This is a genomic window from Enterococcus sp. LJL90, from assembly GCF_056924355.1.
Genome location: NZ_JBXPBQ010000004.1, coordinates 166792 through 192504, shown reverse-complemented (window position 1 = coordinate 192504; position 25713 = coordinate 166792). Strand labels below are relative to the sequence as shown.

General features: G+C 35.8%; 23 protein-coding genes and 1 pseudogene. 3 read left to right on the top strand and 21 right to left on the bottom strand.

The genetic code is table 11. The annotated features are described in order from the left end of the window. Positions 1-176 precede the first annotated feature (176 nt). Positions 177-1223 carry an oxidoreductase gene (locus tag AC1Z3S_RS11015; protein WP_461740416.1) on the top strand — a complete coding sequence of 349 codons (1047 nt, stop codon included), beginning with the start codon at positions 177-179 and terminating at the stop codon, positions 1221-1223. Positions 1224-1493: 270 nt separating this feature from the next. On the opposite strand, the gene AC1Z3S_RS11010 is transcribed toward AC1Z3S_RS11015, so the two are convergent. The 16 genes and pseudogenes from AC1Z3S_RS11010 to AC1Z3S_RS10935 form a co-directional block, all read right to left on the bottom strand. Continuing rightward, complete coding sequence (locus AC1Z3S_RS11010) at positions 1494-3077, bottom strand: hypothetical protein (RefSeq protein WP_461740415.1); 1584 nt, start codon at positions 3075-3077, stop codon at positions 1494-1496. Positions 3078-3736: 659 nt separating this feature from the next. After that, complete coding sequence (locus AC1Z3S_RS11005; RefSeq protein WP_461740414.1) at positions 3737-4600, bottom strand: class II fructose-bisphosphate aldolase; 864 nt, start codon at positions 4598-4600, stop codon at positions 3737-3739. A 24-nt stretch (positions 4601-4624) separates the two neighbouring features. Beyond that, positions 4625-5485 carry a ketose-bisphosphate aldolase gene (locus AC1Z3S_RS11000; RefSeq protein ID WP_461740413.1) on the bottom strand — a complete coding sequence of 287 codons (861 nt, stop codon included), beginning with the start codon at positions 5483-5485 and terminating at the stop codon, positions 4625-4627. 13 nt (positions 5486-5498) lie between these two features. Beyond that, positions 5499-6590, bottom strand: a complete 1092-nt coding sequence (locus tag AC1Z3S_RS10995) for a PTS fructose transporter subunit IIC (RefSeq protein ID WP_461740412.1) — start codon at positions 6588-6590, stop codon at positions 5499-5501. A 14-nt stretch (positions 6591-6604) separates the two neighbouring features. Then, complete coding sequence (locus AC1Z3S_RS10990) at positions 6605-6910, bottom strand: PTS fructose transporter subunit IIB (RefSeq protein ID WP_461740411.1); 306 nt, start codon at positions 6908-6910, stop codon at positions 6605-6607. Positions 6911-6927: 17 nt separating this feature from the next. After that, entirely contained in the window at positions 6928-7392 is a 465-nt protein-coding gene (locus AC1Z3S_RS10985) for a PTS sugar transporter subunit IIA (RefSeq protein ID WP_461740410.1), read from the bottom strand. Between the two features lies 1 nt (position 7393). Continuing rightward, a complete protein-coding gene (locus tag AC1Z3S_RS10980; protein WP_461740409.1) occupies positions 7394-8881 on the bottom strand; it encodes a BglG family transcription antiterminator in 1488 nt (495 codons plus the stop codon). 739 nt (positions 8882-9620) lie between these two features. After that, complete coding sequence (locus tag AC1Z3S_RS10975; protein ID WP_461740408.1) at positions 9621-10178, bottom strand: hypothetical protein; 558 nt, start codon at positions 10176-10178, stop codon at positions 9621-9623. 103 nt (positions 10179-10281) lie between these two features. After that, complete coding sequence (locus AC1Z3S_RS10970) at positions 10282-11841, bottom strand: LA2681 family HEPN domain-containing protein (RefSeq protein ID WP_461740407.1); 1560 nt, start codon at positions 11839-11841, stop codon at positions 10282-10284. Next, positions 11838-12989, bottom strand: coding sequence for an ATP-binding protein (locus AC1Z3S_RS10965; protein WP_461740406.1), 1152 nt, complete (start codon positions 12987-12989; stop codon positions 11838-11840). The genes AC1Z3S_RS10970 and AC1Z3S_RS10965 overlap by 4 nt, the downstream gene beginning before the upstream one ends. Before the next feature lie 553 nt (positions 12990-13542). Beyond that, positions 13543-14274, bottom strand: a complete 732-nt coding sequence (istB, locus tag AC1Z3S_RS10960) for an IS21-like element helper ATPase IstB (protein WP_461740405.1) — start codon at positions 14272-14274, stop codon at positions 13543-13545. A 173-nt stretch (positions 14275-14447) separates the two neighbouring features. Continuing rightward, positions 14448-15725 carry an IS21 family transposase gene (gene istA / locus AC1Z3S_RS10955; protein WP_461740404.1) on the bottom strand — a complete coding sequence of 426 codons (1278 nt, stop codon included), beginning with the start codon at positions 15723-15725 and terminating at the stop codon, positions 14448-14450. A gap of 479 nt (positions 15726-16204) precedes the next feature. Next, on the bottom strand, positions 16205-17347 hold the full coding sequence (locus AC1Z3S_RS10950; RefSeq protein ID WP_461740403.1) for an AAA family ATPase: 1143 nt from the start codon (positions 17345-17347) through the stop codon (positions 16205-16207). Then, positions 17348-18010: pseudogene (locus tag AC1Z3S_RS10945) on the bottom strand (DUF6414 family protein); the annotation flags it as partial. It abuts the gene before it with no gap. Positions 18011-19012: 1002 nt separating this feature from the next. After that, the gene (locus AC1Z3S_RS10940; protein ID WP_461740402.1) at positions 19013-19906 is read right to left on the bottom strand and encodes a DnaD domain protein; all 894 of its coding nucleotides are present in this window, start codon (positions 19904-19906) and stop codon (positions 19013-19015) included. 126 nt (positions 19907-20032) lie between these two features. Continuing rightward, complete coding sequence (locus AC1Z3S_RS10935; protein ID WP_461740401.1) at positions 20033-20308, bottom strand: ubiquitin family protein; 276 nt, start codon at positions 20306-20308, stop codon at positions 20033-20035. A gap of 185 nt (positions 20309-20493) precedes the next feature. Between AC1Z3S_RS10935 and AC1Z3S_RS10930 the strand changes: the two genes are divergently transcribed. Both AC1Z3S_RS10930 and AC1Z3S_RS10925 read left to right on the top strand, forming a co-directional pair. Further along, complete coding sequence (locus AC1Z3S_RS10930; protein ID WP_461740400.1) at positions 20494-21075, top strand: helix-turn-helix domain-containing protein; 582 nt, start codon at positions 20494-20496, stop codon at positions 21073-21075. 45 nt (positions 21076-21120) lie between these two features. Continuing rightward, the gene (locus AC1Z3S_RS10925) at positions 21121-22269 is read left to right on the top strand and encodes a tyrosine-type recombinase/integrase (protein WP_461740399.1); all 1149 of its coding nucleotides are present in this window, start codon (positions 21121-21123) and stop codon (positions 22267-22269) included. A gap of 97 nt (positions 22270-22366) precedes the next feature. On the opposite strand, the gene AC1Z3S_RS10920 is transcribed toward AC1Z3S_RS10925, so the two are convergent. From AC1Z3S_RS10920 to argJ, 5 genes are all read right to left on the bottom strand, one after another. Beyond that, complete coding sequence (locus AC1Z3S_RS10920) at positions 22367-22696, bottom strand: DUF1292 domain-containing protein (protein ID WP_265458975.1); 330 nt, start codon at positions 22694-22696, stop codon at positions 22367-22369. A gap of 22 nt (positions 22697-22718) precedes the next feature. Further along, positions 22719-23147 (bottom strand): Holliday junction resolvase RuvX, encoded by a 429-nt coding sequence (ruvX, locus tag AC1Z3S_RS10915; RefSeq protein ID WP_265458974.1) that lies wholly within the window; start codon positions 23145-23147, stop codon positions 22719-22721. After that, positions 23147-23413, bottom strand: coding sequence for an IreB family regulatory phosphoprotein (locus AC1Z3S_RS10910; RefSeq protein WP_265458973.1), 267 nt, complete (start codon positions 23411-23413; stop codon positions 23147-23149). Before AC1Z3S_RS10910 ends, ruvX begins: the two co-directional genes overlap by 1 nt. Positions 23414-23680: 267 nt before the next feature. Then, the gene (gene argB / locus AC1Z3S_RS10905; RefSeq protein ID WP_265458972.1) at positions 23681-24433 is read right to left on the bottom strand and encodes an acetylglutamate kinase; all 753 of its coding nucleotides are present in this window, start codon (positions 24431-24433) and stop codon (positions 23681-23683) included. Between the two features lie 63 nt (positions 24434-24496). Beyond that, positions 24497-25687, bottom strand: coding sequence for a bifunctional glutamate N-acetyltransferase/amino-acid acetyltransferase ArgJ (gene argJ, locus AC1Z3S_RS10900; RefSeq protein ID WP_461740398.1), 1191 nt, complete (start codon positions 25685-25687; stop codon positions 24497-24499). Positions 25688-25713: the final 26 nt, after the last annotated feature.

The following is a 25713-nucleotide window of genomic DNA, read 5'->3' as shown; positions in this document are numbered from 1 at the left end:
GAAAAATAAACTTGTCGCTATCAAAAAGCTTCCTTGATAATCCCTTTGACATCCCTCACTTACTTTTTTGTAACTACCTGATAAAAAAGTGCCTGCTGTTGTTTTTCTTTTTTTCACGGTATGATGAAGGTACAAAAAAAGACAGCCCCACCGGCAGTCACAAAAGGAGTCGACCCATGTCAAAATTATTATCTCCGGTTACCATTACAAATTTAGAACTGGCTAACCGTGTCGTGATGTCCCCCATGTGCATGTATGAGGTCAAAAAAGAAGACGGTATCTTAACCCCTTTTCATTTTGCCCATTACGGTGCACGAGCTCTATCTAAGGTCGGTTTAATTATCATTGAATCCACTGGTGTCTTGCCAGACGGCCGCATCAGTAAAAATGATTTAGGCCTTTGGAATGAAGCGCAACAAGCAGAACTAACCCGTTTAGTTGAGATTTTACATTCCTTTGGTACCAAAGTCGGCATTCAACTAAATCACGCCGGCCGTAAAGCAGAGGATGCCATTAAAACGGTGGCGCCAAGTCCATTACGTTTTAATCAAGAGTACCCCGAACCTGCCGCATTAAGTCATGAGGAAATAAAAGCCATTCAGCAAGCATTTGTTGCCGCAGTGAAACGCAGTGTTGCTGCCAATCTTGATATGATTGAACTTCATGGTGCCCATGGTTATCTGATTAGCCAATTTTTATCAAACTTAACCAACAAACGGACTGATAAATATGGTGGCAATCTAGAAAATCGCTATCGCTTTTTAGGTGAAACTGTTACAGAAATTCGCCAATTCTACAAAGGGCCATTGTGGGTCAGACTGTCTCTTTCTGATTATGATGAAACGGGTGTTCAAAACTCAATTGATGAATGGCTACAAATTGGTCAGTGGTTAGAAGCTGCTGGTGTTGATTGTTTAGATATTTCCACTGGCGGGTTGATTGATAAAAAACCTAATATTCCTATTTCTGATGGGTATCAAGTTCCTTACACAACCGTTATGAAGCAAAACGTGACAATTCCCGTCACCGCTGTTGGCCACTTGGATAATGCTGGTCTATGTGAATATATTTTACAAAATAATCAAGCAGATTTAGTGCTGCAGGGCCGCGCACTAATTCGTAATGTGAATTGGCTGGCGGATGCCGCAGTTCAGCTACGGGACACCAACTTTCAAGTCTATAACAATTCATATTTACGAGGGCAAAGAAAAAGTAGTAACTAAATGAATTTTTGGGAGATTGGATAAATAGTTGAGTTGGCGAGGTCAAATTTATAAACTTGTAAACCTGAAAATTTAGTTTTCAAATGAACCTCAGTATTTCAATATTAAAATTAAAAAAGCCAAAACCCTAAATTTTATATCAGCGGTTTTGGCTTTTGGATTATTAGTTTTTATCTTTCGATCATAAATATTTTTACTATCTGTCTGTATTCTTTATTGCAAAAATAAATGATTCTTATTTTAATACTTTTGGATGGCAGCATTTGGATTTTAATTAATTCTTATTTGGTTTCCTTGCTCAACGACTTCCCAATTAGCGCCACCATCAGTTGATTGATAAATCCAACTATCCATCTGGTTCCCTTCAAAATCCCCAGTCTTAGTAAAATTAAAAACCGCTCTATAAGTCGTGGAATTTATCTGGACAACTTCATTTGGTGAATCAAAAATATTTAAACCACCTTTTGCATAGCCATCTGGTGGCGAAATAACGGCTTGGTCGTAATTTAAACCTCCATCCATTGTGTAATACACATCATCTCTGGTACTGACAAAACCAATTTGACTAGATAAAAAACTGACATTTTGAATTGGTCGGTCAAAATTTGCGCTAACACCAGCTTGCCAGGTTTGCCCATAATCATTGGTAAAAAAGAAAAATAAATCTTCCGCCGAAACAGAAGGATCTTCTAATGAGTAGGCAACGTAGCCACGACCTGCACCGGCTTGTCCCGGATTAAAAAAGTTTGCTTTACGATAACGTAGACGTTCTGCAAGCAAATTAGAAACCACACTAGTTTGCCACGTCTGACCGTTATCCATTGAGTGTAAGAAATACAAATTAAGATTGTCTGGAGAATACACATACCAGCTAAAATCAGCCCCAACTTGAAATGTTTTATCCAACCAATAACCTAACGGCGGCTCTCCATCCGTTGTCGTGTAATGCCCTGCCCGCAGCCAATCTACTCGAATCGGCACAAATTGCCAAGATGTGCCACCATCAGTTGTTTGATATAGTTCATCGCTTTGGCTGATGTCTAGTTGAAATAATTCGCCACCAGTAGTTGTAGGGGGATTACCAACTTGAGAAATCAATCCACCAGTTTCTACAGCTTCTGACATGCTAGAAGAAGTTGTAAATTCTGTTGGATAATCAGTATTTGCTGTGGTTTCTGGTATGGAGACAGTGTCATGACGCAAACCATAATAAATCATACCAATTAAGATTACTCCCGCAACGATCGATAGCCCACCAAAAAATTTCCAATCACGGTTGTCTTTCAAGTTATGCTCATCATAAACAGGTAGCGTTTCTGTCGGTAAGATAAACAATTGACTATAACTAGTTCCAGCTATCCCTTCTCTTTTTCCTAAATAAACTTCATAGTCACCAATTGTGACTGGAATCTTTTGTTTTGGTTTCTTTTTGATTTTGATTCGCTGATTAGGTCCTTCATCTTTAGCCAAATAAAAATAATCTAACCCATAATAAAGTAATGGGTAGGCAACAATTGTGTCAGCCTGCTCCTCTAACCAATGACTAAAATGTTTTTTTAATTGCCAAGTATCCCGCAGATTGATTATCATGAAAAATAATAAAATAATTCCAATCACAGCACCAAGACCTAATGAAAAATAATAGAGATGTTCTAGGCGAATACTATATACCCAATTTTGGGTGCGTTGACTTAAATCAAAATAAACGAGCGTACTGATGCCCCAAAATAAACTAATTGTGGCCAGCAAACCTGCCAACAGCACAAAAAAAGTTTTGCGTTTATTTTCTCGATCACTTGCCACGACAAGGGATTGTGCCGAAAGCATTTCAATAATAAAGAGTTCCTTATCCATCTTGATCCATCCATTTCCGAGCACATTTATTATAAGGCTACCAAATAATTATTAGGAAAGGTTTAAGTATTTTTTTAGAAAAAAGCCCTTCGTTAATTTTAAACATCCAATCCAGTTCAATTTGACTTTTCGATGCAGCGAAACTTACTAAGTGAAATAGCCTTAACTCATTCGTCAATACATTTTTGATTTCATAGAATGGCTCTTCGCTACACTTGAACCACCTCTGTCAATAACAAGATTCAATCAACATGTAAGTGTTAAAACAAATGATATAATAGCATTCAAAAAATAAAGAAAAAGGCTAAACCCTTATCCATCAAGGGTTTAGCCTAATAAAGCGATTGTTTATTCTTCTTCCGTCATAAATATTTTTTTACTATCTGTCTGTACTCTTTATTGTAAAACAAGAACTGACAGCGATTTTTAGACTACTACTTTATCAATCACTGTCAACCATAATCAACCAAATGGCATTCAATTTGGCATTCAAAAAAATCGAGGAGCTATTTCAGAAATTAAGTGAATATTTTTTTAAACACATCTAGTAAACTCTCAACTATTCGAATATCAAAAAAACTTTTTTATATTTTAATAGAATGTGACTCTATCCTAAAAAAGGCTCAGCTTGTGAATATTTCAAGCTGAGCCTTTTGTAATTAATTGCTAAAAACCTGAATTTTTTTACTTATTTCTTCCGTCACATATTGCTTCTCTAAATCAACTAAGTCTTGAAGAAATTGTTTCTTACCATTGTCCAATCTAGTCGTTACTTCTGCTAATAATCTATTAGTAACTGCATAAGACATTTCTGAATAGAAGTTTATTTTACTAATACCTAAATCAATCATCTTTTTATATTCTTCATCAGCTAGACCAGAACCACCATGTACAACTAAAGGCTGTTCAACTACCTTAGCAATATCGGATAAAAGAGAGAAATTAAGTTTTGGTTTTTCTGCGTAAACACCATGTATTGTACCAAAAGAAACTGCGATGGCATCTGCATTAGTTTCTTTAGCAAAACTTGCTGCTAAATCTGGTTTGGTAAATGTTTCTTCTAAAGAAAGTCCTTCTTCTTCAATATGTTCCTCATACTCGGAATTAATCATTCTTCCAATTTCAGCCTCTACGCTCACTCCAAGTGAATGAGCTACTCTCACAACCTCCTGAGTAAATTTAACATTTTCTTCATATGGTAGATGAGAAGCGTCTATCATTACTGACGAAAAACCAGCCTTTATCGCCCTCATAATAGCAGAAAATGATTTACCATGATCTAAATGAAGACATATTGGTACTTTCGATTTATTGATTAAATATGTTGCGTATAACCCTATGTCTTCAATAGGAATTCGGGAATCATCACCTTCTGCATATTGAATAATAATGGGTTTATTAGTTTCCTCAGCTGCTTGAATTAGACTTAGAATCATTTCAAAATCAACTACATTAAAAGCACCGACACCATATTTGTTTCTTTTTGCATCATCTAAAAGAGTCTTTAAAGTAACTAATGCCACAAAAGACACCTCATTTCTTCAAATTTAGTAAAACTTTGCCCTGCCTATTGAACGAAACAGTTCCATTTTTTCAACCACAAGAGCCTTAGCTGCTTCTATACAAGGAGGGAAAATTTGGTTTGGCTCCCAAATTTCTTGCTCACTTAAAACCTCTTTGCACTTATTTATATAAGCTACCTTCAAATCACTAGAAATATTAATTTTTTGAACTCCAGCAGCCACTGCTTTACTAATTTCCTCATCCTTGTTAGAGGAACCTCCATGTAAAACAAGGGGAATATCAACCTTCTCTACAATCTCTTTCAGCAAATCAATCTGTAGCTCTGGTACAAAATCTTTTGGGTAAATACCATGGGCTGTTCCAATAGCAACAGCTAAAGAATCGATACCAGTTCTCTCAACAAAATCTTCTGCGTCTATAGGTCTAGTATAGACAATCTCACTAACGCCACCTTCAATAGAATTCCCAGTATTTCCAATTGTTCCTAACTCTCCTTCTACCGAAATAGACAAAGGCTTCACTAATTCAACTACTCGTTTCGTAATTTCGACATTCTGCTCATATTCCAATAAAGAACCATCAATCATAACAGAAGTAAAGCCACAGGACACTGCCTGCATGACATCTTCGACACTACCACCATGATCCAAGTGAAGTACAAATGGGTTTTTACTGTTTCCAATTCGCTTGATTATATAGGCACAAAAATCATTAGTAATAAAACTCAATTCATCAGGATGAACGGCAATAATTGCAGGAGCATTATTTTCTTCAGCTGCTTCAACGACTGCCTTAAACTGATTTGCATCAGAGATATTAAATGCTCCTACAGCAAAACTATTTTCTTTAGCGATTGTTAGCATTTCTTTCATATTAATAAGCATCAAATTACTCCCTTTATTGGATTTTAAAATCTGATAAGTCCATGGCTTCTTCCATTCTTTCAGCTACTTCTTCTTGCTCAATGGTGACGGTTTTCTTCAGTAAAACAAGTAGAATGCCCGTAACTGCTGTTCCGGTTAGAAGTGCGACTAAAGCCATTACTGGATTGGTCATAACAGGAATAACAAAAACTCCACCTGATGGAACAGGAGAACCAACACCAAAGGAGAAGCTGATTGCACCAGTTACGCCACAGCCAATTGCTGTACAAAACACCGTGCGTACTAAATCGTTCATTGCGATAGGGATGACTCCCTCACTAATCATACATAGCCCCATTGGGAATGCGACTTTAATGTTGTCCTGCTCTTCTTGAGTATAGATTTTTTTGTTTACAAATTTTGAAAGTACATAGGAGAATGTCACTCCTAACGGTGGAACCATACAAGCTAATACTTTAATTCCTTCAGGTTCCAAAATTCCTTCTAATAACAAACCATCCGCCATTAAATTTGGCACCTTGCAAATTGGGCCTCCAAAGTCTATACAACTTAATGCTCCAAAAATAAATCCATAAACTACTCGAGATGTGCCATTCAGACTTTCTAAAAAAGTTGTCAAAGCAGCTGTTAGCCAAACAATCGGTGTACCTAATACAAAAAACATCAATAGACCAACAATTAAAGAAGAAATAGTCGGGATAATCATCATCGGCATAAGTCCTTCTGCCCATTTAGGAACTTTAATCGTTTCTCGCATCCATTTAATTAAATAACCAACAATATAACCTCCAAGCATACCACCAAGAAAACCTGCACCAATTGTTTGCGCAATCATACCCATTAAGAAACCTGGAGCAATACCGGGACGATCAGCGATTGAGTATGCAATATATCCTGAGATAAATGATGGTAGCAACCCCATCCCCATAACCCCTAGGCTGGTTAGCGCGCTTGCTACAGAAAAACTAGTTGTGTAATCTTCAATGACAGAACCACCCATCAGATTACCAATAGCGATTAGCAGTCCAGATGCAACTACCAAAGGTAACATATAGCTGATTGCTGTTAGAGCATGACGTTTTAACTCAGAGCCTATTTTTTTCATAATTACCCCTCCATTTATAATTCTTTTTCTATTTTTTCAATTAATTGATTGGATGCCTTTACACAGACATTCGTCGGGATATTGAGTACTCGCTTACCATCGAACCGTTCCGTTCCAGCAATCTGAATATCCGTTGCCAAAATAACTATATCTGCTTCTGCAATTTCTGCTGGCGTCAACTCATTTTCTGTACCAATTGTCCCTTGTGTCTCCACATGGATTATATGCCCATGACTTTCAGCCGCTTTCATTAATTTTTCTCTAGCAATATAGGTGTGTGCAATTCCTGATGTACAGGCTGCCACTGCAACGATTTTCATAATCATTTCCTCCTCTTCTATTCTTTAGAAGTTAATATTTTGTATACTTCTTCTGTTGATTCCACATTTTTCAAGTCTTCCAATAAATCATCATCTGCCAATAAAATTGCAACTTTTTGTAATAGCTTGATATGTGTAGTCGTTTCATCTGTGCGTTTCACAGCAAATAAAATAATGACTGAAACAAGTTCTTCATCCAGTGATTCCCACTCAATTGCCTTCTTCAACTTCCCTACTGCTACCGTTGTAATTTTTACTCCCTCAGATTTACCATGAGGGATGGCAATTCCATTTCCCAAGCCAGTTACACCCTCATCTTCCCTCAACATCACATCATTAATAAATTCCTCCTTATTGTCCAAATAGCCTTGCTCAGCTAAAATAGCTGATAAGTCTTCAATGACCTCTTTTTTTGTTTTGCTTTCTAAATCGGTAACAATCAATTTCTCATTTATTACCTCTCTAATATCAAGTGTCTCCATTTCATATCTCCTCCAATAATTTCATCACATTTTCTTGATCTTGTTGAGTAAACATAAAATTCACCAACAAGCTAGGTAACTCACTTTGATTATCTAATTTGACGGTAGTCAGAATAAGGTCAAAAAACTTCTCAGCTTCTTTCTCATACTTCTTTTTATAGACATTCATAGAAACGACGTCCACTATTTCTAGATCAGGAAAGGACCTTTGAACTTTGATTTTTAATAACTCGCTTGTTCCAACTCCACTACTGCACATAATCAGGACTTTCTTCTTGAACTTTTGCTCCTCATGAATTTTGGCAAAGTATAATGTAACAAATCCTACTTCATCTAAAGAAATTTTTTTCATTTGAGCTTTATGCATTACCTCATCAAAGCTCTCTGACAGTGCTTTAAATAACATTCCATATTCTCTTTTTATATCTTGATTGATTGCATTTTTTATACTTATGCCATGCTTACTTCGATAAAGCATCAATCGAAAATGCTCAAGAAACTGTCCATCAGTCAAAATTTTATCAAAAGATATTTTCAGCTTTTGATTTAAAGAACTTACAAGACTTTCAACTATTAATTTCATCTCATCAGAAATTCCTGCAGGTTCATCGATGTCATCAAGCGATTCCACTCGGGAAGACAAGATATGTTGAAATAGATAAAATACTTCGCTGTCAGGCACACTGGTATGAAGATAAGCATTAATCCGTTCGATAATATTCTGAGCAATTAAAAATTTCTCTGGATTGATCTCAATCAAATTTTTTTCTTCTATATCAAGCGCTTCCAAAGGATGGTTATTAGGTAATGCAACCTTACCCTTGCGGAAACGTGATAATAAAATATAGATATGAGAAAAAATATTAATATTATACGGGTAAGGGATTGTGTTACCTAATTGTTTTTCAATACTATCTAATAATGAAGTGATAAAATCTGCATCATAAGAATTAATATTATCCCCATTAACACTGTATGAATTTCCTGTTAAGAAAGAGTTCATGGAAATCAATTTGTAGCTTAATCTACGAATGTTTTTTTCTTTACCTTGAATAGCTGCCTTACCTTCTTTTTTAATTAGACTTAAATGATAAGTCTCAATAATCCTGCGAATTTTTTCAAAATCTTTAACGATTGATTCTGCTGTCAAAAAATAGTCTACATATAATTCTTTAATGTTTATAGCATGTGGTGACTTAAAAAGAAGTTCTAGCAAGACATTGCTTCTTCGATCTTCAGGATCCTGATTTTTTCCCTCCTCTGGCTCATTAACAAATTCAAGATAATTTCGATAATTTAAAGACAGGCCTTTTCCACTTTGACTATCAATAATCGGACCATCCTTATTCACATCATTAATCTTCTTAACTAATCGATAGACTGTTTTTGTTGACACATTTAATTTTTCTGCTATTTCCTTCGCTGTTAACCTATTTTTCTCTGAGAGAAATATTTCGATTAAGCTGCTTTCTTTTTTACTAAGCTGCATATCCAACAACTCCTTAAACTTATTATATTATTGATTTCTTTCAATCAATTTAATGCTATGTCCTAAACAATGGACATTTAAGATACCGCTTTCTTTGCGGCTATTACTTTCCAAACATTCTTGACGTCTCTCTAAAATTGCATTTTCTTAGTAGATAGTCAACATACATTATGAATAATATATTGGGCTATCATTTTCAATTTCCTTGGTAGTTCCGATTGGTACGCTGTCTCCGACAGCTAACTCGTCCTTTATCATGAAAAAATTGCATGAAAATAGTCAACCAATTTGCTGAAAAAGTGATTGACTAGTCATTAATTACTTTATTCCATTTTATTTAAGACAGTTAGTTAAATTAAGGTATTCTTTCTACTTCATAGTGCATAGAAGAAGCAATGACTTTCACAATTCTGCTGGTAGCAAAACGAAATAAAAGACTGTAGATTTGCTATATTACATATAAATGGTAGTTCGTTACCTATAATTTTATTAAAAAAAAAGAAACCCTGTCAAACCAAGGTTTCTCCCACATATTTAAACTCTATTCTTCTTCTGTCATGAAGTTAAGTTCATTGACAATAATTGAAGATAGTTGGTATTTCAATGATTTTTCAATAGAGCTAATCGCTTTATTGATTCTAATTCATCTTGATTGGTATTCTAATCGTATTCAAAAACGTATTCAAGTGGCGTGCTTTTGATTGAAAAAAATGAACAAGAACGAATTTAATGAATAAAACTATTTATATTGATGTGAATAGAAGTCCAGAATTGGCACCCCTTTATCAATAAGATAATTTCCAATACCACATTCAATATCGCTACGCTCTTTATCTCCTATATTCGGTAAAGGAAAAACTAGCACAAAATCTTGTCTCCATTGTTTGTTTAGATGGCTGATGATTTTGCCAGATGTATTAGTCATATCGAAATTTATATCGTCGCTTGCAGCCACAACTCCTAAATACCCATCTATAGTAAATTTCATCCATATTAAGTGCTTTCGATTATTCAACTCATACTTTTCTTTCAATTGGTTGTAACTTTTAGAATATATTCTCGGTTTTGAAAAGTCAGTTACATTTTTGATTTCTAGACTGATTGGATTTTCAAATCCTACCATCTTAAGAAATTCTATTACTATAGCAGTGATTTTTTCGAGTGGATATGTATCCTTCAAGGCTTCATCTTCAGCCTTATCAAATCTTCTTTTCATTGCTACTTCTTTAATGATATATCTCCCTGCTCTTGGTGCTCCGCAGCTAACAGTATATTTGTACACTTCTTTTTCAAACATAGAACTTTCCTCGATTCTTGTTGGTTACTAGATAGGTTATCAATAACTCCAATAATTGTTTGAGGCATCACAAATATATGGCTCCTACTTTTGAGATATGAAATTATAACTTCCAATCATCTTTATACTCAGGCAAAGGTCTTCCTGGAATAATGAGCCCTTCAGAATTGGTGGATTTCCTTTTCTCTTCCACATTAATCAACATAACTAATAAAATTATCGCTTCTCTACATGTCCTTAAAAGATTGACTGCTAAATCATGAAATTCTTCCACTGAAATAATTGTTGCGAGCTCATCTATCTTATACTCCTCTGAAACAATATTTGCATATGATAGAATTTTTAAATATCTATGTTCCATTACATTCCTAATCTCATACGTTCGATTCAGTACAGGGTCAATATAGTCTCTATAATCAGAAATTGAATTTCCATAAAGATCCTTCTTCATCCAATAAAGAGCCTTTAAAATGTAATTAGATTCTGCAATTTGTAATAAAGGACTATTCCCATTCCAAATAGCTCCAAAAGAAACTCTCCTCTGAGATAATCCTAGAGAGTAATATTCATTCAAAAAAAATCCGATTCTATCAAATAAAGAATATATAGTACGATAAGCGTTTTTTACCATTTCTATATTTAGGCCATAAATTGGATAATCTAACGTATTAATCAAAAATACTTGTCTGTCTGAAAAATGAAGTTTAGGATTTTGTATACCCTCATAAATCATAAATCTTGCTGAACAATATTCTTGCTTTATCTGATTAAACAGTCCATGAAAGCGAGGGTATGTTTCACTTATAGGAGCTATCATATCAGGCAAATGAATTGGATCATAGGATTGGATCACGGAGTAATCTAAATCATTCAAAGTATTGAGAGCCAAACATTCTTGAGCAATCCAAATTCTATATTCAAATTCTTTATTTTCGAAATCTTCTTCATTATTTGTCTTTTCAGAACTTGTAGAATAGGTGAAACTTAACTTAGGTATTTTTTTTAAATTCTCTTCAAAATTATTACTTCCTAGAATTCCTTCTAGTCTTTTAATAAAACTCATTTTCGCTTCTGGTTGTACCTGTTTTTCTGGGTAATTTGAAGCCGCTTTGAACAATGAACATACTTTTTCTAGAATTAATTGCTGATGCCCCTTATCATAATCAAAATACCCATAATCATATAGCTCCATTCCCAAATTTCCTACAGCCATTCCAAAGTCTTGTATCGCAATTTTCCGATTTTCGTAAATTGCCTTTGGTAACCGTCCAATATGGCTTAGAACATTGCAATAGTTAACATTAGTTTTGAAGAATAAACCATTAAAATTGGCTTGTTCAATTTTCTCCATATCGTTCTCTGAGGAATAAGTCTCCTGTAAAAGTAAACTCCTTCGACAAAGATATAAAATCTTTTCAATATACTTTTCTCTATCTGTCTTACATATATCAGCTATCTCGATATAATTACTTAAAGATGTAAAGCTGTCATAATATAATTTGGCACGGATCATCACATGCAAATTCTCATCTTCAGCTATCAGTCTACATTCTTCACTTAATTCTAAAAGCAGATCACTCTCTCTGTTGTCGTAAGCCACATCACAGTCATAGGCCTTCGAATTTAACAATTCATCATCATACCACATATATTTTTGATTCATCTCCTAGTCATTCTAAATTCCTCTAGACTTTTAACTAAAACTCTTCCGATATTCAATGACCGCTGAAAAATTTTTTTAACCCTCAAATTGTCGTCTTCAATATCGAGATATTCTTCTTCATCGATATCGATATTCATTTTTTCTAAAACTTCCTTCATATTTTCTTTAATGTAATTCTCAAAACTGTCTTTCTCATCTTCTGATTCAAATATCGGAACAATACTGAGAAGTTTGCGGCGAGAATAAAAAGCTTCATCCGATGTATCATCAAACATAAAAAGATGTAAGTAGAACTGAGTAGAAAATTTGACAAAATATCGGTAATCCAATGAACTCCGCCTATATCTGTCAACGGGTATAAAGCCAAACTCTGGTATTGGTGTATGGTAGCGTCCAGAATCAAGACTGATAGTCTGAGTTTCATACAAAACAGTATTATGATACTTGCACTCATAATGATGATAGGAACTTGATGAATTAGTCTGATTGTATGCATAAAAAGGTGCTAAACCTCTATCATAAGATTCAGATATTTCATCATTTTCAACAATGGTGAATTCTGGCGCTTCCTCAAAGTAATATCCATTTTTATTTTTTTCCCAACTTTTTTTCATACAAAGCATTCTCTTCAATCGTTCTAAAGGTAACGGTAGTATTCCAAATCTATATTTCCATAATTGCTCCGTATACAACGGATCAGCAGTGGAATTAATCGGTGTATTTTGATCCTCTATCCGCAAATATATACTTCCAGCTGAAACATTGGTTTTTCCATCTCTAAAGGGCTCTGCTAAATAATATGGAATCTTGTCTGACTTTTTTATTATCAGCACATCAATCTCATGCTTTTGTATCAGTATTGTTTTTAAAATCACATAAGGTATTGTCCCACCTGAAAATTTTTTTACTTTTAGGAAAGATGTGAAATGTTCCTGATTTTTTCTATTTTTATCTTCCTCCACACCAATAATCTTACCCTCGTCTGATACACCAAAAATTAAGTAAGCATCGCGATTGTTAATATTGTTAGCCAAACAAATTATATCATGTAGCAGTCTTCCCTTATCTTCATGGTATTTTTGTTTAAAATCCCAATATGTTCCTTCTCGCTTTTCATCAATTAAGGTTAGTATCTCTTCTCTAAGCAAAACAATTTCTCCTCGTACTGAATTCTAATTATCGTTGTAACACTAGCGTATACCCTAGTGTTACACTTCTCGAATCCTATTATAACAGTCTTTATTGGTGTAACATATAAGTGTAACACTAGAATTTTGAGATTAAATAAATATTATTGATCTGGCAGAGGTATACTAAGCATATTTCGAATCTTCACCACTGCTGAATAGAGATACTCAAAAAATTCTAGAAGCTCTTTAGGTAATTTGCTGTAATAAACCACGTATTGGGAGTTGTACTAACAACTCCCTTTAGATTGCCAATAACCGTTTAAAATATGGTGGTTATCTTATAAACTGTATTTTAATAAAAGTAACTGTCAATTGACCGGCCAGTCTAGGGCCCCCCTCAAATGTTGGACTTTTATTCTATCCTTTGAGGGGTGTTTCATTTAGAAGTGTCTCATAATCGACCTGGAGGACGTCTTTGATTGCCTTTAATTGCTCAAGTTTAATATGCTGCCTGCTGTTAAACGCAACTGAAAAAGGGACCACTGGATGATTGAAAAAGGGACCAAAAAAATTAGTTGAGCCATTTTTTCGTGTCTTCCACTCGAAACGAGGGACCACTAAGATCCAATACGTGAGCCCGATGGGCCAAACGGTCCACTATAGCTGCGGTAAGCATCGGATCTTTAAAGGTTTCCTCCCATCTATCAAATGATAAATTCGTTGTAATAATCATTGAACCGGCTGATGTTCGATTCGATAAGAGATTAAATAAGATTTCGCTGCCGACTTGATCAAAAGAGACATACCCTAATTCATCAAGAATAACTAAATCATATTTTCCAAAGCGACGTTTATAAAAATTTAGCTGATTCGCACTCATGGATTCCTTTAATTCGATCACTAGATTCGGGATATTGGTAAATAAAACACTTCTTCCCGAAAGACAAGCTTCCATTCCAAGAACAGTGGCTAAATGTGTTTTGCCAACACCTGGGTTTCCCATTAAAATCAGGTTTTCTTTTTGATCGATGAAACGCAACGTCTTTAGCTCTTTTACTTGTTTTCTCAATTTTGCGTCTAAGTGACTGTCCATGTAATCGTCAAATGTAAGTTTATTGGGGAGCTTTGACTGTCGAATTAACGTTTGAATCCGATTGTTTTGCCGCTGCTCCAGTTCTAATGTGAGTAACTGGGTTAAAAAGTCTTCATAGCTTTGATTCAATTCAACTGCCTGCTGAATCAAGAAGGCATAGTTTTTCTTTAGATAAGAAAGCTTTAATTGCTTTGCGTATGTTTCAATCATTTATTGGCCACCTTCTTCACTTGGTGGATTAAATTGTATTCCTGCAACTGATTTCTTGCTTCGTTAATCGCTTTAGTAGGTGGAGAGTTTAAGACCCCATGGTCTTTTAAGACAGTTTCTTCTAAACAAAGAACAACTTGTTCGATTGATTCATCCAGATGGTCTTCAAGTATCTAAAGAAATCTTCGTGGTGTTTTTTGATAATAGTGCAGGAAACAGTGATGTAACTCCGGAATCTTTTTGAGAACAAGAGAATGCTCAATAGCTTTTGGTTTACGCATTAAGGTAGGTAAATAGTGTCGCAGATCAATACTATATTCCTTTTCACCCTTTTGCAGTAGATGAGTTGCGATTACCTGACTTGTTCCAACTATTTTAAGCACATTCAGATATTTTTTAACGGTGACCTTATGGCCGACGAGATAATCCGGAACAGAATAATAGTTTCCATCCACGTGTACAAAACTATATTTATCAACCGTTTGCTTCGTGGTAACGGCATAATCATATGTCCCACGTAATGGGTGAAGGTGCCGTTTTTCAGCTGCGATTGTAGTAGATTGGTTTAACTCAACTAATGCATGTTCTAAATGGTGTTGTGCAGCGTCAATTGAGTCAAATTTATACTGTTTCGTGAACGCCTTTCGGCGAATGACTTGAACGCTTTTTTCTACATGGCCCTTTTCATTTCCACTAAATACATTGGTTACGACCGGTTCGAATTGATAATAGAGAGCTAGTTTCACTAATTCATCGTTTAATTCTTTTTCATGTCTACCAATGAATCGCTTCACAACATTCCGCATATTATCATAGACAACGGTGTCATAAGCACCTTGAAGGTGGTCAAAAAAACGAATATGCGCATCTAAAAAGACTTGCTGGTTCGCTGACTCGTAGAGTCTGGCCCATCGATAACCAGATGCAGGAGAAGAAAATACTGCGAGTGTGAGGGTCCTTTTTTTTCGACCAATAAAACATTTTACTTCTCCAAAATCAAATTCTGTTCGATAACCTAATGGGTACTGTTGCTTGATAAAGGCTTCTTTTTTGACAGTAAGTTTTTGCCGGACATACGGACGTAGTGTACTTTCTGCTATATCAAAACCTTCTAATTTTAGTATTTCATGAATAGCGACGATTGTTAATTGTTGTTTATGAGGCCCTAACTGCTTTGCCTTTTGTTCGTCAAAAGCCAATAGCTCATCAATTCTTCGATCAATCGCTTTTGAATATTTTCTTGGTTTGCGATTGGTAGATGTATATGTTGGACGTGCTGTTAAGGCATCTATTTTAGAAGAATCTGTTGGATCTTGATCTAATGATTTTTGGTCCGCTAAGTATTGTTCCCAATAACGGCGAATAGTTTTTCGATTAATACCGAGTTCTTTTGAAACAGACCGCTGTGACCGCCCACTTTCTAGTAGACGGATGATTGTAAGTTTATCCATAAAAGTTATCACTCCAAAACCTCCAATAAGCAAACTAGACTCTTTTACTTATTGTGAGTTAGTAGTGGTCCCTTTTTCAACCATCGGCCCTATGAAAAGTGGTCCCTTTTTAAATTAGCATAAACACCTGCCACCCTCAATTTTCACTAACGTCTCCCTGGTTATATCGATCTGTCGAAAATGCAATTCTCGAACAAGTTCAATCTCGTATTCAGTAAAAACAAAAAAATGCTGAACCCTTATCTACCAAGGGTTCAGCTTGCATTTAAAGTCGTTTATTCTTCTTGGTCATAAATATTTTTTTACTATCTGTCTGTATTCTTTATTGTAAAACAAGAACTGGCAGCGATTTTTATCCTGCTACTTTATCAATCACTGTCAACCATAATCAACCAAATGGCATTCAATTTGGCATTCAAAAAATTCGAGGAGCTATTTCAAAAATCAAATGACACTAAATAGAAAAATCCATTTCCCTTTTAATCAGTTTTTAAAAGCCTGTCTGTAAGAATATTAAAGACTTCTTGCTCTATGGACGTTTTAAGAGATCTCATATTATCAAAGAGGTTAATGTTTTCACAGTACCAATTAAGCAAATTCGTCTTCTGGACTATCTCAATTTCTTGTTCGTCTAATATATTAAGAACACTCGTATACTTATTCTCGACAATTTTTTTCTTAGATTCAAAATCTAAATCAAAGAATTGGATTGATTTACCAATACGAGAAGCCATTGGCAGCCCCAGTCTACTATCTATTTCATCTACACTTGAGAAGTTTGAAGTTAAAACAAATATCGTTTCTGACACATCAACTGTATAGTTCAAGTCACGAAAAATCCCATCATCAAAAATTTCATAAAAAGCATTATAAAAAATAGGATGCACTTTATCAAACTCATCAATCAATACGATATTACTTTCTCTAGATAGCAAATCTTTTGCAAAAGAATCTTTGCTATGCGCATCACCAAAAATATACCTTTTAGCTTCCTCCGTTTGCATCATCGAAAATTGAATTTTCAGTAGTTCCCCACCAAAGTAATTGCTTACTGATTTCGCAAGCTCAGTTTTACCGACACCTGAAGGCCCAAAAAAATGCAATACAATAGGTGTTGAAACTTTCTTTTTGGACAACTGATACAAACTAGAAAGAACAGAGAATTTCGCATTTTCCTGACCTATTATATCTTTATTCATCAACTTATTGATTTCGTCAATTTGATTTATAGAGAAGCTTCTATACTCAGAAAATTCATATTCAATAATTATATCTCCATATGACGAAAGCAAAGATTCAACAACTCTTTTTGGCGGATTTTGTATGATAAGGTTTTCTACTTCATGAGCTAAGGAAATAATGTGCGAAAAATTAGAAACCACATGCTCTAAAACAGATGAAAAATCATTCTGCATTATCACTGCATAATCAACATATTTTTTTTCATCTGTATAATATTTATTATTTTTATCAGCATAGCCTTTATTTGACGCTCTGATTGTTTCATTGTACTGGCTGATTAACTCTGGAAACAAAACAACATCATCCAATAAAACATCTCTGGAGTCCAAGTACTTTTTAAAATCTTTATTTGAACCGTAAAATACCGTTACTTTTTCCATCTAACTTACCCCCGCTAAAAACACATCATACATTTCTAGCTTTGTCTCAATTCCCATATCAACATCAACATTTCCATTTTTCGCTTTAATGGCCTCTTCCCGCACAAAAAACTTGGTTTGAACCTCTTTATTTTTTTCTATTTTCATCTCTTCATTAATATTTAGTTGTTGCAAAGATACCTCCCCCACTTTTATGCCGTAAATTAGTAAGTCCATTCTGGTGAGATCAGTGCTCCTATAATTATTTCTTAAAGCTTCCAAGTTAAACCTAAAAATTACTTTTTTATTTCCCTTTTCTCCTAAAAACTCAAAATATCCTTTAGCCATTTTGATGGTTTCATTGAATTTTTCAATGTTCAATTCAATTTCTTCTGTCGAATCTAAAGATGTGCTTCCGTTCATCATGTTAGTGTAAGCAGATACCTTTAAAAGCTCGGTCAAAGATCCTGCTGGCTCAGATAGCACAAAATCTGAAAAACTTACTATAGAACTGTTTTCAATTTCTGATACATCTAAAAAATCCGTTAACAACGTGTTTTGAATAATTGTTTTTGCCATTTTCTCAGTATTATAAGAACCTGTTAAATTAGTTTTTGCAGAAATATTTGCAGAGAGCCCAACAATTGCGGTAAGCAAGGAAGCAAATGGGTTCAATTTTAATTCGGCTTTTGCAGATCCCTCAACTCCTCATTGGGTTTGATCTAACAACTCTGTTGTTTTGACCAAATCTCCTTTTTGAACGATTTGCATATAATCAGTTACTGACCCTTCGTCGAAATACACTATTTTTTTCATCAAATAAAGCCCCTTTTTTGAATCTAAATGTTGGAGAATTCCTTCATGATAATTATAGACAAAATTGGCAAAAATATCTCTATCCAGCTTTCTCTATTTAAAAGAATTATTTTTCGCAAGCATTGAAAGTGTATATACACTTTCTGAAATGAGCTAAAACCAAAAGTATCCGTTTTGATTTTAGACTACTTTGGGAGAGTTCCCAATCCCCTTCCCTTCTAGTCGTATTTCTCGCCCTTTAGTGACTATCTCTCTATGCAAACGAAGTTCAAAAATATATTTCGCTTTATAGTCACATTGTCAATATAATGATTTGAATGAAACTTTGAAAGTGCCACTACTAGAAGTCATACTTATTCTTTTCTTTCTGTAGTCAGAGAGATGTGTTATAAAAAAAGGGCCCTCTTCAAAAAGATATTCTGATACTTTGAACCATTTCAACTCTCTTTCCCTAAGCACAATCGATTATTTTGTTTAAATAGGGGGTTGGGGAGAATCCCCAAAAGTACGAAAACTAAAAAATCTAATTTTTTTACTTCTCGTATTTTCAGTAAGTGTGACCACACTTGCAATGCTTGCGCCAACAAGTCCTCCAAAAATCACAATTGACCAAAATTCATTTTCATTCTTTTTAACAATTGCATTACTGTCTAGTTCATCAAATGGTTTATATTACTTTAAGATAAAATTACTTTCTCTTGTAATATGATTTCCCAGAAATTAAAAAAAGTTTCAGACACCAAAGTTTTATTTCCTTGTTATTAAACCATTGGGTTCTCTGACAGAAAAGTATTAGTAACACACTTCCAATACAAATTTAATGTACTACCTTCTCTCAATTTTCAATAATGTTTCACTTCTCATCTATGACTAATAAGCCTGCTGATTATAACTCCTCTGTTCTTCATTCACTTCTTGAACAGTTGTCACTCCCTGCTCTTTCCAGTTCATCAACAGAGTAGAAATGAATCCTAAATAATTTTCGATATTTTCTTTTGAGTAAGTTTTCTCCATGGCTACTTTAGTGAGTTCAAAACCAAAACGTTTATAAAAAGTTTGAATTGATTTCTTTGCTGCCTCACTCTCATCATGGAACCAGAGAAAAAGATACTCATGTAATTTTCCTAATTCTCCGGAAAGCTCTTGACTTGTTTTTGCTTGCTTTTGCTTTTCCTTCCTTGCCTTGTCTTGAATTAACTTACTTTGACTTAACTTGTCTTTGCTTAACCTAACTTGACTTAACTTATCTTGACTTTGCTTAGGTTCGCTTTCTTCTAGAATAGAACTAGCTTCATTCGAGATAAGTTCTAGATTTTTTCTAGACACATCATTTACTGACTTTTTTAACTCTTTTTCACGATCATTCAACGGCTCTAAAATCCCCTGCTGAAAATGCTGGACATTATTTCTATTCTTCAAGCGATCCTCTGCTGAGTAACCAAAATCATAGGCTGGGTTTACCTGTAGCACATATTTCTGATAAGGAGAAATCCGGTATTTTTTTGGTTCAACCCGATTCATCTCTTTCCAATTGGCGACTAAATGAACATCCTCAATGGGGAGTGGGATTAAAAAATGCTTCATGATTAGTAAGTTCAAATCATCTTCTTTACTCCGTAAGAGGTTCATCACTTTGTAAACATCCACACAGCCATCATCATCTGAATACTCCACTGCTTTATACCAGAGCACTTTCGAGTCATTCGGTAACTTAAGAAACGAAGCAGAGTCCGTGATGGTCGTGCTGATCATTCGTCTCACCATCTTTCCTCACCACTTACTTGCAGATGCGCTGATAGATGATTCGTGGTATACTTTTTTGTGTTAGAGTTTTGTGGAGTCTGCTGTTCACCAAAAACAGTGGGCTCTTTTTTAATGTTATTCATCCAGTCACCTCTGTCTCGCTAATATAAATTTTGTTACTTCTGTTTTGGAATAAAATTTGCGAGCCCCAATAATACACACTGGCAACCCTAATTTCACGTATTCCTTTAAACTATTCGGACTAATACCAATCCACTTGGCCATTTCTGCTTGATTAAGAAATTCTTTTCCCACTCCTGCATCGTTTTTAGCCGTTTCTAATGCTTCACGAGTAATTCTGTAGACATACTCCTGTAAGCTCTTAGATTGCATTTCATCTAACTTTACTGAGAATTCAACCACTATCTTCACCTCTCTTATTGATTCATTTCCGTTTAGCTCCTCGAAGTTCAATTTTATTCTGAACAAGATGATAATAGCATGTAATTCTGGCAAAAACAAGATAAAGTTCTAATTATTTCTGTACTTTGATAGCAATCTACATTTTTTTCGTTTATAATGAAGAAGATTATGGGAGGTGATAGACAGTGACAGAGCAAAAATTGGGTTATGGGGATCGTATTAAAAGAATTCGTCTTTCTCAACCAGAAGCAAACACCTTAGAAAAGTTTGGCGAATTACTGATACCTGTTGCATCAAAAGGTGCCGTAAAAAATTGGGAAAATGAAGACAACTTGCCAAATAAGCAGCGATTGAGCCAAATCGCTGAAATTGGACAGGTGACAACCGACTATATTCTTTATGGACCCATGAATATTCAACAAAAGGAATACAATTACTTAGATGCTTTGGAACAAAAGGTAGAAGAAAATGAGTTGAGTACGAGAGAAATTGCTCAGTTAAAACAACTTTATGAAGAGCACCTACTACTTCTTCTTCACCTAGTTAATGACAGGGAAGAAATTTCTTCCACCAGTAAGCTAGTTCTTACGTTAAATGATCTCTTGAATGATAATCCAATACTACTTAGACACACTGTGGATGAAAATGGCCACGATGCTGTCTCAAATCAATTAGCTAGAGAGCGGATTGAACAAAAAGGTGAACTATTACACGGTTTATTAGAAGAATTAGTGCAAGACAAGCTAACTAAATACTCTGATGATTAATTGATTTCTGAAATAGCTCCTCGAATATCTACGGAGGAAATCAATATGGCACAATTTGAACAATATCTGAAAAAAAACGGCTCCAAAGCTTGGAAGTTTCAAGCTTATCTTGGTATTGATCCTGTAACAGGAAAATCTATCAAGACGACCAGAAGAAACTTTGATACAAAGAAAGAGGCTCAGCTCGCACTTTCAAAGCTTCAAGTTGCCTTTGATGAGAAAGGGCTAGAAAAAGAGCACAATGAAACCATTCAAGAAGTCTACGAACTTTGGCTAGAGACTTATAAGACAACTGTTAAAGAAGTTACCTTCATAAAAACTGAAATTAAATTTAAGAAATGGATTTTACCTGTATACGGAAAACTACGAATTAAAGAAGTTTCAGTTAAAAAAGCTCAGAAAATTGTTAACTCTTGGGCAAAAGAAACGGATCAATATAAAGTTTTACACTCAACTTCAAAAAGAATTTTTGAATATGCGATTCACCTTGGTATCTTAAGTAATAACCCTCTAACTCATGTTATGATGCCTAAAAGAGAAAAAAAGATTAGCCACAATTCTAAAATTAAAGTTTATACTAAAGAACAACTAAAAACTTTATTCGATTACCTAGACTTGAAAACAGGTACCTATCGCAGAGATTATGACAAAACGCTTCTAAGATTCCTGATTTACTCAGGTTGTCGAATAAGTGAAGCACTAGCGCTAAATTGGTCTGATATCGATTTTGTCAATAAGATAGTCACTATTGATAAAACTTTGAGTCAAACAAAGCATGGGTACAAGGTGAGCACACCAAAAACGGATGGAAGCAAGGCTAGCATTGCACTTGATGAAAGCACTCTGTCCATTTTAAAAAAATGGCAAATTAATCAACGAAAATATATGCTATCAATAGGTCAAACAGACCCTACGGTGATTTTCTGTGGTATTTACAAACAAACTGTAACCCATCATGCAATTTACATCAGATTAAAAACAATCACTGAAAAAGCTGATCTGCCATTCTTGGGTGTTCACTTCACTCGGCACACTCATGCTAGCTTACTACTTGATGCAGGTGCAAGTATGAAAGAGGTTCAAGAACGATTACGTCACTCATCGATAAAAATGACTATGGACACTTATGGCCATCTTAGCCAAGAATCTAAAGAACAAACTATAGAAAGATTAGTTCAACATTTAAATAATTAGACTAAATTATATAATAGCATTCAAAATGGCATTCAAGAAAATAAAGAAAAAGGCTAAACCCTTATCCATCAAGGGTTTAGCCTAATAAATCAACTGTTTATTCTTCTTCCGTCATAAAAGTATTGAACACTTCTTCAATCATATCCCACTCTGCGTCGGTCTCGATTGGTTCCAGTTCGCCTTCTGTGCCGTCTTCGTTTTCGATGTAAGCATAAGCTTGTAATTCTACTTCTTCGTCCTCCGGTGAGCCGGCTGGATAAAGTAGCACATAGTTGCGGCCAAATTCTTCTTGACCGTCAACAGTTAACAAAATTTCATAAAGGGTTTCGTTGCCTTCATCGTCTACTAAAGTAATATGTTCATGTCCTTCATGGTTGTGATCGTGGTGATGATGATCATGGTCATGATGATGGTGATGTTCTGTCATTGGAATTCCTCTTTTCTAAAAATTATAGTTGATGACTGTGGCTATCGAGATAATTTTGCAAAATCATGACCGAGGCCAGCTTATCGATTACTTTTTTGCGTTTTGCACGGGAAGCATTTGCTTCTTCAACGAGCATCCGCTCAGCCTGTACCGTTGTCAAGCGTTCGTCTTGATAGTCCACTGGTAAATCAAATAATGCTTTGATTTTTTCACCATAAGCCATGGAAGCTTCTGCTCTAGGTCCGATGGTGTTATTCATATTTTTCGGCAGACCGACGACAAATTTTGTCACTTCATACTCTGCCACCAGCTCTTTTAACCGCTCAAAGCCGAAATTTTCCTCATCTTCGTTGATGCGGATAATTTCCACTCCTTGCGCAGTCCAGCCTAGCGGATCACTAACTGATACGCCGACTGTTCTTGAGCCGACATCTAAACCCATCAGCCGCATTAGAATTTAATCCCATTTTCAGCGAGGTAATGTTTAACCAGAACCTCCATAATTTCATCCCGCTCATGCCGGCGAATTAAGTTGCGGGCATCACGATAACGGGGAATGTAAGCCGGGTCTCCTGACAGCAAATAGCCGACAATCTGATTGATTGGATTGTACCCTTTTTCCTCTAATGCATGATAGACAATCGCCAATGTTTCACTGACAGCTTTTTTATGATTGTCATCAAAATCAAAACGAACTGTTTCATCTGTAAAACCCATCTTCAACACCTCTTTTTCCTTCTGGGATTTCCTTCTTTTCAAATAACATTTTACTAGACTTAAGCACAAACTACAAATTAAATAATTCTTACATTCGCTTTGAATCATCTTTTGGCAAACAAAATTAAATCTAAGTGCAAGAAATAAAAATAACTGGTGCACATTTTAAAATCTGCAACAGAAAAAGACTCCAGCCAGCAACCCATCAACAGATAATTTTCCTAATGGACTATCTGTCAATAAAATACTTTTTGAAGTCTCTTTTTTTTAAACTGCAACTGCCGGATAAACAACTTTAGTGCCGGCATAATCAATGGCGTTACTGATGTGGACTAGGCCAACGCCATTTTCTAAAGCTTTTTTGGCACTTTCCAATTTAGGAATCATGCCGCCTGTGATCACTTTGGCCGATTTCAAATTGTCTAATTGATCCGCCTGCACCTCAGATAGCCACTGGTTTTCCTGTTTTATCCCAGGGACATCTGTTAATAAAAATAATTCCTCCGCCTGTAATGCGCTGGCCACTTTGCAGGCAACGTCGTCTGCATTGATATTTAGCCATTGACCTTCACTTGTGATTCCTAAAGGTGCAATAATTGGAATATGTTTCTTTTCCAACAACACTTCAATCAACTCAGTATTAATTTCCTCAACCTGACCGACAAAACCTAAAGAATTTTGATCGATAATCGAGCCTTGAATTAATTGGTCGCAGCCGGCATTTAAGCCAATCGGCGTTAAGTCGGCCTTTTGAAACGTGGTAGTAATCATCGGCTGAACCCTACCTAAAAGAACCATCCGAGTAATTTCCAAAGTTTCTGCCGTGGTTACCCGCAACCCATTTTTAATTTCCACCGGAATATTCAAAGTCCCCATCATTTCAGAAATATAATGGCCGCCGCCATGAACAATTACCAATTGTTTTCCTTGGGCCTGCCATTTACGAATTTGGGTGAAAAATTCCGGTGTTAAATTATCTGAGGCCACGCCTCCCATTTTAATTACAATTGTTCCAGCCATGTCAGCCAGCTCCTTTTTTAACCAATTTATTTTTCATGAAATTATTTGAATGTGTTTAATTTTTTACGTTGAATATAATGCGTTAATTTTGACGTAATCATAAGTTAGGTCACAGCCCCAAGCCTTACCACTGGCTTGTCCTTCAGCCAATGACATGCTGATAGGAACGACTGTATCCGCCAACTTTTCAGCCATCAGCTCTTCATCAAATTGAACTGCCATCCCTGCTTCAAATACAGGAATCCCAGCTAGAGCTATCGCAACTTTTTCAAAATCGAAATCAACGCCAGCATAACCACCGGCGCAGAGAATGCGGCCCCAATTAGGATCTTTGCCAAAGACTGCTGACTTTAATAAATCCGAACCAACAATAGATTTCGCCACCATCCGAGCAGCCAACGGGTCTTTTGCTTCAGTGACTTCTACTTCGATTAATTTCGTAGCGCCCTCGCCGTCTTGGGCAATTTTTTTGGCTAACGTTTCTAATACAAAATGCAAGTCCGCTTTAAACATCGCAAACGCATCGCTGTCCTTTATAATCGGCTTGGTTTGTGCTAAACCGTTTGCGATAACTAGAACTGTGTCATTTGTCGAAGTATCGCCATCGACGGTAATTTGGTTAAAGGTCACTTCTGTTAATTCTTTTAAAACTTCCTGCAGCAGTTCTGCTGAAATATTGGCATCCGTCGTAACATAGCCCAGCATCGTCGCCATGTTGGGATGAATCATCCCGGAGCCTTTAGCGACACCGGCGAGAGTAATTTTCTCCCCGGCAATTTCCTCAGTCACCACGATTTCTTTTGTCACCGTGTCTGTCGTCAAAATCGCTTCATGAAAATGATAAGCGTTGCCGTCTTTTGCTAAACTGTTAATTCCTGTTTCAAGTGTCTCCAGTGGCATCGGTTGACCGATGATGCCGGTCGACGAAACTGCCACCAATTCTGTGGGAATCGCTAATTTTTCGGCAACTTGTTCAGCCATTTTTTTAACAGCCACATGGCCAGCTGGTCCGGTACAAGCGTTGGCATTTCCCGAATTCACGACAACTGCTTGCACTTTGCCATTTTTGACAATTTCTTTGTCCCATTTGATGGGAGCTGCTTGAACTTTATTGGTGGTAAAGACTCCCGCCACCGCTGCCGGCACCTCTGAGTAAAACCAGCCGATGTCTTTTTTCTCTTTTTTCAATCCGCAGTGCTGCCCGTCCGCATAAAAGCCGAGGGGCGCTGCGATGGTCCCTGAAATGATTTCCATAACCTTACCTTCGTTTCTTTTTTTGA

Coding starts and splice junctions, on each gene's coding strand:
- AC1Z3S_RS11015 (WP_461740416.1), top strand. CDS start 177: ATGTCAAAATTATTATCTCCGGTTACCATTACAAATTTAGAACTGGCT.
- AC1Z3S_RS11010 (WP_461740415.1), bottom strand. CDS start 3,077: ATGGATAAGGAACTCTTTATTATTGAAATGCTTTCGGCACAATCCCTT.
- AC1Z3S_RS11000 (WP_461740413.1), bottom strand. CDS start 5,485: ATGCTTATTAATATGAAAGAAATGCTAACAATCGCTAAAGAAAATAGT.
- AC1Z3S_RS10995 (WP_461740412.1), bottom strand. CDS start 6,590: ATGAAAAAAATAGGCTCTGAGTTAAAACGTCATGCTCTAACAGCAATC.
- AC1Z3S_RS10990 (WP_461740411.1), bottom strand. CDS start 6,910: ATGAAAATCGTTGCAGTGGCAGCCTGTACATCAGGAATTGCACACACC.
- AC1Z3S_RS10985 (WP_461740410.1), bottom strand. CDS start 7,392: ATGGAGACACTTGATATTAGAGAGGTAATAAATGAGAAATTGATTGTT.
- AC1Z3S_RS10980 (WP_461740409.1), bottom strand. CDS start 8,881: ATGCAGCTTAGTAAAAAAGAAAGCAGCTTAATCGAAATATTTCTCTCA.
- AC1Z3S_RS10975 (WP_461740408.1), bottom strand. CDS start 10,178: ATGTTTGAAAAAGAAGTGTACAAATATACTGTTAGCTGCGGAGCACCA.
- AC1Z3S_RS10970 (WP_461740407.1), bottom strand. CDS start 11,841: ATGAATCAAAAATATATGTGGTATGATGATGAATTGTTAAATTCGAAG.
- istB (WP_461740405.1), bottom strand. CDS start 14,274: ATGATTGAAACATACGCAAAGCAATTAAAGCTTTCTTATCTAAAGAAA.
- istA (WP_461740404.1), bottom strand. CDS start 15,725: ATGGATAAACTTACAATCATCCGTCTACTAGAAAGTGGGCGGTCACAG.
- AC1Z3S_RS10950 (WP_461740403.1), bottom strand. CDS start 17,347: ATGGAAAAAGTAACGGTATTTTACGGTTCAAATAAAGATTTTAAAAAG.
- AC1Z3S_RS10940 (WP_461740402.1), bottom strand. CDS start 19,906: ATGGTGAGACGAATGATCAGCACGACCATCACGGACTCTGCTTCGTTT.
- AC1Z3S_RS10925 (WP_461740399.1), top strand. CDS start 21,121: ATGGCACAATTTGAACAATATCTGAAAAAAAACGGCTCCAAAGCTTGG.
- AC1Z3S_RS10920 (WP_265458975.1), bottom strand. CDS start 22,696: ATGACAGAACATCACCATCATCATGACCATGATCATCATCACCACGAT.
- ruvX (WP_265458974.1), bottom strand. CDS start 23,147: ATGCGGCTGATGGGTTTAGATGTCGGCTCAAGAACAGTCGGCGTATCA.
- AC1Z3S_RS10910 (WP_265458973.1), bottom strand. CDS start 23,413: ATGGGTTTTACAGATGAAACAGTTCGTTTTGATTTTGATGACAATCAT.
- argB (WP_265458972.1), bottom strand. CDS start 24,433: ATGGCTGGAACAATTGTAATTAAAATGGGAGGCGTGGCCTCAGATAAT.
- argJ (WP_461740398.1), bottom strand. CDS start 25,687: ATGGAAATCATTTCAGGGACCATCGCAGCGCCCCTCGGCTTTTATGCG.